This is a genomic window from Streptomyces sp. NPDC050448 (genome assembly GCF_040655295.1).
In the GTDB taxonomy this organism is placed as follows: domain Bacteria; phylum Actinomycetota; class Actinomycetes; order Streptomycetales; family Streptomycetaceae; genus Streptomyces.
On sequence record NZ_JBFAJR010000097.1, the window covers coordinates 1 to 4,889 of the forward strand.

The window sequence follows — 4,889 nt, forward strand, 5'->3', positions numbered from 1 at the left end:
CCCCTCGTTGGGGCGGGGGGGGGCGTGAAACCTGCTCCCCGGGCCCCCCTCGGGCCCGCCCCCCCCCCCGGCCGCCCGCCGGCCCGTCACGATCGGGGCGGGGGCGGTGCTCGTGGCGTCCGCGACCGTGCTGGGCGTGGTGGGGATCCGCTGGCAGCTGCTGCCGGTCCTGGCCGGCGCCGCCCTAGCGTCGGCGTTCGCCCTCCCGCCCCCGCTGCGACGCCGTACCGGCCGACCGGCGTGGCGGGCCCGCTGGTGGCTGGCCCTGCCGGGATCGCTGGCCTGCGCCGGCCTGATCGCCATTGGCCCGGTGGCGGCCTGGGCCTTCCCCGTGCCCGAGTTCCCCGAGCCGTCGGGCGGCTTCGCGGTCGGCACCCGGGTGGTGCAGTGGACCGACCCGCTCCGCCCCGAGAGCTTCACCGCCGATCCGGACGACCGGCGCACGGTCGTGGCCCAGCTCTGGTACCCCGCGCAGAAGAGCCCCGCCGGCATCCAGCGGGCCCAGTACCTGGGACGTACGGAGCAGGAGGCGCGCACCGTCGCCGAGGCCCTCGCCGACGGGGTCGGCCTGCCCGGCTTCCTGGTCGACGGCGTCCCGCGGGCTCGCAGCCGTGCGGTCGTCGACGCCCCGGTGGCCGGTGGGGGAGAACGGTTCCCGGTCGTCCTGTTCTCCCCGGGGTCGGGCGGGGTGCGGACCCAGAACACCGCCTGGGCGGAGGAGCTGGCCAGCCACGGCTACCTGGTCGCCGCCCTCGACCACCCGTACGACTCCGCCGTCGTCGTCCTCGCCGACGGCCGCACGATCCGCGCCACGACCGCCTCCAGCGGGGACCGGGACCGGGACGAGGAGCTGGCGGCGGGCTGGACCGCCGTCCGGGCCGCCGACCTCGGCTTCGTCCTCACCCAGCTGGAACGGCTGGACCGGGGCGAGACCGCCGACCCGCTGACCGGACGCCTGGACACCGGCCGCGCCGCGGTGGCCGGCCACTCCCTGGGCGGTGCCGCCGCCCTGCAGGCGGCCCGGCAGGACCGCCGGTTCGACGCCGTCGTCGACCTGGACGGCTACCCCCACGGCCCCACCGCGCCCGCCCTCGCGCAGCCGGCGCTCGCGCTCACCCAGGAGATCACCGCCGGCACCGACCCGCGCTACCTGCCCCGCCTCACCGACGCCCTCGAGCACAGCACCGCGACGAGCTACCGGCTTGCCGTCCCCGGCGCCGGGCACCTCACCTTCATGGACGGCCCGCTCTACCTGCCGCCGGTACCCTCGATCGTCGGCACCCTGGGCCGCACCGAGAGCCCGCGCGTCGTCGCCGGAGCCACCCTCGCCTTCCTGGACGCCGCCCTGCGAGGCCGCCCCGCCGACCCGGCCGAAACCCTCCGGGCCTACGGGAAGGTCTACACGGTCTCACCATCAGGGGCTCGGGGAACTGCGAGGCTGACCCCGTGATTGGCCGAACACGCGCGTCAGAAGGTGTTGGGTGATCGGGTGATCACTCGTTCGGGTCTTCCGCGACCATCTCGAGCCCTGCAAGCTGGCACCGCTCCACGCCACGGCCGCCGCCCGGGCCATGGTCACGCAGCTGCACGAGCGCAACTTCATCCTGTCCCGCTACGGCGGCGAAGTCTACGGATTCGTCCACCGGGCCTTCCTCGAACACCTGGCGGCGGCGGACATCGCCCACCGCTACCAGAAAGAAGGGGAGTGGACGGCCGAGGAGCTGATCGAGCAGGTCGTCGCCGTCCGGGCCGCCGATCCGGCGTGGCACGAGGTGCTGCTCCTGCTCATCGGGCACGTGGGCGCAGCGAACGCCGCGGACGCGACGGCCGCCGTCGACCGGCTCCTCGACCTCCACGCCCGGCGCACCGACCCGGACGACGCGAGCCACGTGGTACTGGCCCTGCGGGCACTGGCCGAGACCCGCGGGAGCGGGGTGCCGGCGAACCGCAGCGCCGCAGTCGTCGACGCCGTGACCGCGGCCCTCGACGTACGTGGTTCCAAGGGTCCGTGGCTGCTCGCCGAAGCGGGCTCGGCGCTGGCCTCGTTCGGCCGGTACTGGGCCGGGCGCGAGCGCTACCTGCGCTGGTACCGGCTGAGCGGCCAGTTCTCCGTGAGCGACGAGCCCGCCGGTCTCCTGGCCTTCTGTTTCCGGCTCGACGAGGACGAGTTGAGCGCTCTGGGCCGCGGCAGCTACCACAGCGGCGACCGCACCCTCCTCCTCCACGAGCGCGGCCGCCGCCGCCCCGACGACGAGGCCCGTGCGCTGGTCGTCCGCGAGGCCACGGGCGACCGGAACGACAAGGTCCGCCCCATGGCCCTGAAGGTGCTCGGCGCGTTGTGGGCGGACCGAGAGGACGTCCGTGCCTTCCTGACCGGCCGCGCCACCGAGGACCCCGCCCGCCGCAGCCGGTCCGCCTCGCTCGAGGCCCTCGCCGCGGGACGGCCCGCCGACCCGGCCGTCCGGGACCTGGTCATGGCCGCCGCCGTGGGCGACGGCCACCAGTTCGTCCGCAGCGATGCGCTGCGCCTCCTCGGCCGGCGGTGGTCCGACGAGGAGGCCGTTCGCGCCCTGCTCATCCGACGGGCCCGTGAGGACGAGGCCGATGACACCCGGAGCACGGCGCTGAAGGTGCTCGCCCGGTGCGTCCGCGGGCACCCGGAGGTTCTCGATTTCCTGACCCGGTGCGTGGCCGACGACGGCGAACCTGAGCTGTGCAGGTCCGCCGTCTGGCACCTCGGCGACCAGGTCCCGGGCAACACCGGGGTCCGCGAGCTCGTGATCCGGCGGGCCGCGGACTCACCGCACGGCGACGTACGGGCCACGGCGCTGGGGGTGTTGGGCAGGCAGGGGCCGGGACACACCGCCGTCCGCGACGTGCTGGTGCGCGGTGCCACGGATCCCTGGCCGCAGGCGCGCTCGACCGCCGTCCGGGAGCTGGGGGCTTACTGGCCGGGCCACGAGGGTGTCCTGGAGGCCATCCTCCACCGGGCCGTCAAGGACGGCGACCCCGTGGTGCGGCGTACCGCCGTGCAGGTTCTGGGCGACTGCTACCCGGGGCACGACGACGTCGGCGAGGTCCTGATCCGCTGCACGGCCCCCGCCGCCGCTTCGCGCGAGGACACCGGGCAGGAGGGCGTCAGGCAAGAGGCCCTGCGCGTACTGGCCCGGTGCTGGGCCGGCCGGCCGGAGATCCGCGACCTGCTCGTCCGGCTCTGCGCGGAGGAGCGCGACCCGTACACCTACGCGACCGTCCTGTGCGCTCTGGTGGAGCACTGGCCCGGCCGGCGCGACGTCCACGAACTGCTCCTCGCCGCCGCCGACCACCCGGACCGCGTCACCTGCTCGACCGTGCTCGACGTCCTGGAGGACCGCTGGCCCGACCACGAGGACGTGCGCGCCGTGCTGATGCGGGTCGCAACCCGCGCTGCCGACGACTGGCTCGTCGGCAGCGCCGCACTGAAGGTGCTGACGAAGAGGTGGACCGACCGCGCGGATGTCGGCACGTACGTGATGCGCGTCGCCTCCGACACCGCGCACCACTGCCAGAGCACCGTGCTGAGTGCCCTGGGCCGCTACTGGGCGCACCGGGACGACGTCCGCGAGGTGCTGGAACGCGCGGCCGCGGGCCATCCCGTCGAGCACACCCGTGACGAGGCCATCCGGTCGCTGGGCCGGCGCTGGGCCGGGCATCCGGACGTGCACGCGCTGTTGCGCCGGTGCGCGGAGGCCGACCCGGCGCCCGAGTGCAGGTTTGCGGCGCTGCGCTGGTGGGTGGTCCGGGCAGGCGACGAGGAGGGGGAGGCGCTGGTCGGGGAACGGGCTGTCGCGGAACCGGATCCGAAGGTGCGGCGCAAGGTCCTCCACATGCTGGCCCTGGGGTGGGCGTCGAGTCCGCGGACCGCCGCGGTACTGCGGGACCGGGCCCCGAGGGACGAGGACGAGGAGACGGGGGCCGCCGCCCGGCATCTGCTGGGCTCACCGTGAACCCGTACGGGAGGGCCGAGCCGTCGGCCCGATGCCGGTTCGGCCTGTGACGGTGGCCCCGGGAAACGCGGAACGGGAGCCGGACGTCAGATGCGTCCGGCTCCCGTGACCCCACTCCCGGTCCCCCGTCCGGGAGTGGAGTTTCCGCTTTCCCGTGGGGAGATCGGGGGGTGCCTCTGCTTGTGCCCCTGCCTGTGGCGGGCGACCCGGCGAAGGCCGCCCCTGAGCCTTTCGGTGTCGCTGTTCGAGGTCGACTACCTCATCGCCGAATGCTCGGAAATCTATGTTGGCCGGAGTAGACATTAGGCCGTGGTCTGGCTATGGTTTCTCTCGTAGCCCGAAGAGATCGAAGGGCCCGGCAGAGACGAACTGCCGGGCAGCAGGACCGCAGTACCCGCAGTTGCAGTCGCAGGACGGTGCGGTGACGGAGTTTCGAAGCCAGGTTGGTTGCAGGACGGCGACGGGACTGGTGACCGGACCGGGTGGCCCGCAGTGATCAGGGGTCGCCGGAGCGGGACCGCTGTCATGGCAGATGCGGTACCCGTAGGTGCAGTTCGCATGACCCAGCAGTGAAGTAAGTGAGCAGTACCTCGGTGAAGGCGTCGGCTGCGGGCGCGCGCCCCGGGAGGTTCGGCAGTGGGGTTCTAAGCCAGAGCAGACGCAGGATGGGCGACGGGGCTGGCTGCCGAAGTGGCGCTGTGAGAGGCCACCAGCAGTACGCAACACCAGCAGTACAAGCAGTTCGCAGTATCAGCAGTACGCAGTTCCCGTTTGGTAAGTGATTGATCCAGAGGGAAGAACGGAGGAGCCGAGCGCCATCAGGATCGCCCGGGCGGAAGTCTGAGCCCGGGTACCGCAGGACATCGATAGTGAGGTGGTCTCCGGTCAAGCAACCGCGATCCC

General features: G+C 73.6%; 2 protein-coding genes. Both read left to right on the plus strand.

Translation table 11 applies throughout. The annotated features are described in order from the left end of the window. The first annotated feature begins 31 nt into the window (after positions 1-31). A complete protein-coding gene (locus AB0I68_RS38705; protein WP_363182140.1) occupies positions 32-1,450 on the plus strand; it encodes a hypothetical protein in 1,419 nt (472 codons plus the stop codon). 121 nt (positions 1,451-1,571) lie between these two features. Beyond that, entirely contained in the window at positions 1,572-3,986 is a 2,415-nt protein-coding gene (locus tag AB0I68_RS38710) for a HEAT repeat domain-containing protein (protein WP_363182139.1), read from the plus strand. Positions 3,987-4,889: the final 903 nt, after the last annotated feature.